General features: G+C 44.7%; 4 protein-coding genes. 2 read left to right on the top strand and 2 right to left on the bottom strand.

Annotated features, from left to right (window positions below; genetic code table 11):
- The first annotated feature begins 230 nt into the window (after nucleotides 1–230).
- Together IM462_RS20450 and kdpC are read left to right on the top strand one after the other, a co-directional pair.
- Nucleotides 231–437, top strand: a complete 207-nt coding sequence (locus IM462_RS20450) for a potassium-transporting ATPase subunit F (RefSeq protein ID WP_287715551.1) — start codon at nucleotides 231–233, stop codon at nucleotides 435–437.
- Between the two features lie 181 nt (nucleotides 438–618).
- Nucleotides 619–1,263 (top strand): K(+)-transporting ATPase subunit C, encoded by a 645-nt coding sequence (gene kdpC / locus IM462_RS20455; protein WP_287700785.1) that lies wholly within the window; start codon nucleotides 619–621, stop codon nucleotides 1,261–1,263.
- Nucleotides 1,264–1,395: 132 nt separating this feature from the next.
- Here the strand turns inward: kdpC and IM462_RS20460 are convergent, their stop codons facing one another.
- Both IM462_RS20460 and IM462_RS20465 read right to left on the bottom strand, forming a co-directional pair.
- A complete protein-coding gene (locus tag IM462_RS20460) occupies nucleotides 1,396–2,079 on the bottom strand; it encodes a YdcF family protein (protein WP_287700783.1) in 684 nt (227 codons plus the stop codon).
- Between the two features lie 3 nt (nucleotides 2,080–2,082).
- On the bottom strand, nucleotides 2,083–3,195 hold a 1,113-nt coding region (locus IM462_RS20465; RefSeq protein WP_287715554.1), incomplete at its 5' end, for a DNA gyrase C-terminal beta-propeller domain-containing protein.

Raw genomic sequence — 3,195 nt, forward strand, 5'->3', positions numbered from 1 at the left:
GCGAAGGTTACATGATATCAGCCAGACTTGGAAACTATCTCATCAAATTAGTTCCCCCATAGAACCTCCTTGAGCCATCTTGCACACTTTTCTCTTTTTGTCAAATTTTATGTTAAGAAAGATGTGACTAATGGATAGCTTGATAAGGGGGGTGTCTGATAATTTTTGACAACTACAGCTATTTTCTTGATTTACTGGCAAAAACAAATCTCCAAAAAACTCTAATTCTTATGAAAGCAGCCCCTAGAAAATACCGATTTTTTGGGTACATTTTCTTAAATTTCTATCTAACAATTCTTTTCTCCTCCATCGTTCAAGCTTCTACGGGAAGCACTATCGATAGGGGGCAAGCCTCCGCATTAACCCTTTTAGGATTAGTCGCCTTTGCTTTATTTATCTACCTATTCCTTGTCATTTTTATACCCGAGAGGTTTTAAGAGATTTCTGGCACAATTAATTTTTGAGAGTTCAAAAATGGGAAAAAGCAGAAAATCTCTAAATAGACTCTTTCATTGATTGTTGTTTATTCTTAATTCTCCTGACTCCTGACTACTGGCTCCTGACTCCTAACCCCACCAACAAACTTTTTGCCGCAAACCCGACTTAAGAGGTCTAATCATGAGTTTTGCACGCGAGGCCGGTAGAGCCATCCGTTCTACCCTAGTTCTCTGGGTAATTACCGCCCTGATCTATCCTTTTGCGATGATCGCCATCGGTCAAATTCTTTTTCCCTGGCAAGCGAACGGGAGTTTAATTACCAATAATCAAGGTCAAGTGGTGGGTTCGGCTCTAATTGGGCAACCTTTCACCGGCGATCGCTATTTTAATAGTCGTCCGAGTACCACCGCCTACAGTACGGCCGATCCGAAAAACGATCCTAACAAAGTCCTGCAAACCGGAATTTCGGGGGCGAGTAACCTAGCTCCCAGTAACCCCGCATTGATCGATCGCATTAAAGGAAAACCCGATCCTGATCCGGCGAAAGCTATAGAGGGGGAGATTCCCCGATTAGAGAAAGCGGCAATTAAACCCACCGCAGCTCTGGTATATACCTCCGGTTCCAGTCTCGATCCCCATATCACCCCAGAGGCCGCCAGAGCGCAGATCGAGCGGGTGGCGCGGGTGCGGGGATTACCGACGAATCAAGTGGAGATCCTCGTTATCAAAAACACCGACGATCGCTTTCTCGGCATCTTCGGCGAACCGGGGGTTAACGTGCTGAAACTGAATCTGGCTCTAGATGCGATCGCCAATACCCCATAGGGTTTCTGATACTCAATCCTGTTTAAAAGGTATAGGAAAGTGGGAAGAGAGAGTTTGCCTTTAAAAACCCCAAGTTAGTAGATTTACAAAAATGGGATACAGCCGCTAAAAAACTAACTGGGAGAGGATTGTTTACCTGATCTTACCTTGAGATTCACATTGAAAACCTTCATCGCGCCAAGCTTCCAAATCAACGGAATTTAAGGGAATGACTTGCCAACAGGGGGGATAGATTAATTGTCCGACAAAAGCCCAAATTATACTTCTAGTCACATCTAAACCAGTTTTTAGCTTTGATTCGTGATTACCCGGAATACCAATTTCTCTGACTGCATCGATTTCTACTGCTATACCGTGGGATTGCAAGTGAATTTCTGCTAACCATTTAGCGCGGGGTAAATGAGTAGGAGAAGTGACAACTTTTACTTTATGTACTCCCCATTGTTTTAAAATTGGCACGGCAAAGAAAAAATTGCCGAAGGTAGAATCGGCACACTTTTCTAACCAGACGTTAGTTTTTGGTGCTTTTGCCCGTTCAAATAGTAATAAAATACAGGGATCTTTCGAGCCTTGGGAAATTAAAATCGGTATATTGGGGTATTGCTTGGCCAGATTGGCCACATAAATTTCCCGACGAATGCTGCCCCCCAAAACTAAAATGGCATCAACGGGTTTTTGTTGATTAATTGGCAAGCGGATGGCTAAATTAATCGCTAAATTAAGGATAATAAACCCAAAAACTGCGACCAGAGTTAGTTTTAACCATCTTTGCCAATTTCGGTGTTTAGTAGCAACATTTTTCGGTTTTTTCGCCATTGTTTAGAGACGATGTAACAATTGTGCTTTGATAATTTTTTCTGTGGGGTTGAGTTTGACTAATTGTGAACCTGTCCCGTCTTTACCCGTGACTGCCACAGTTTCCACCTCTAAGGGTAGTTTTCGATTCTGATTGGTACTTAATAACACTATACTCCCCGCCCGCGCCGCTACCATGGCCGCTAAACTATCCTGTTTGTTGACGAATTGTAAAGCAGGTGAACCAAGATCGCCTAATTGTGATAAGCGTAAATTCTCGATCGCCAGTCTTTTTCCGTAACCTAATCCCGAAATCAGCAGCAGATTTTCCCGATGGGGGAGAGAAACACAGCCGGCTAGATGTTCCCCGTAGCGCAATCGCAAAATTGCCAAACCCTGAGCGGATTTACTCATCATTGGCAATAATTCCTCGCGCACGGGATAACGTAACACTCGACCGCTACTGGTGGCGATCGCTAAGTCCAGGCCTTCGTGAGTAAAAAGAGCGGCATATAGGCGATCGTCTTCTTTCAATTTCATCAGGGACAAACCCCGACTACCAACCCCCTCTAATTCATCGATGGGAAGTCGCTTTATTCGCCCCTGTTGACTCAGTAAAAGCAATTCTTGATTTTTTTGAGGTTCTGTCAAGAAAAATTGATTTAACACGGCTTCTGACTCTTTTTGGGCGGTTTTGGTCAGCAGACTGGAGATTAACACTGGTTGATTCGCTTGCGGGGGGACTTCCCGGGTAGCAATCGGGTAAGCTTTGGCATTATCGAGGATAACTAGAAAATTTTCCCGTTTTTCGATCGCCTGTTGATAGATAATTAAACCCTTGTCCGGCGCTCGCTCTTCCGCTGTCGTCCAACTAATTTTATCTTCGGCATCAAGCCATAAAATCGCATTTTCTGGGGGTTCTTGGGGCGTAAATAGGCTTAAAATCGGTTCATTCTCACTCTCAGATTTTTTCTTAACTTTATTCTCCTGTTTTTTAACTTCTGACTTGAAAGGGGGTGTGGGGTGTGGGGTGTGGGGTGTGGGGTGTGGGGTGTGGGGTGTGGGGTGTGGGGTGTGGGGTGTGGGGTGTGGGGTGTGGGGTGTGGGGTGTGGGGTGTGGGGTGGAGGTAAGGAACC

The sequence above is a fragment of the Microcystis sp. M144S2 genome (assembly GCF_020246065.1).
Lineage (GTDB): Bacteria > Cyanobacteriota > Cyanobacteriia > Cyanobacteriales > Microcystaceae > Microcystis > Microcystis ichthyoblabe_A.

Coding starts and splice junctions, on each gene's coding strand:
- IM462_RS20460 (WP_287700783.1), bottom strand. CDS start 2,079: ATGGCGAAAAAACCGAAAAATGTTGCTACTAAACACCGAAATTGGCAA.
- kdpC (WP_287700785.1), top strand. CDS start 619: ATGAGTTTTGCACGCGAGGCCGGTAGAGCCATCCGTTCTACCCTAGTT.
- IM462_RS20450 (WP_287715551.1), top strand. CDS start 231: ATGAAAGCAGCCCCTAGAAAATACCGATTTTTTGGGTACATTTTCTTA.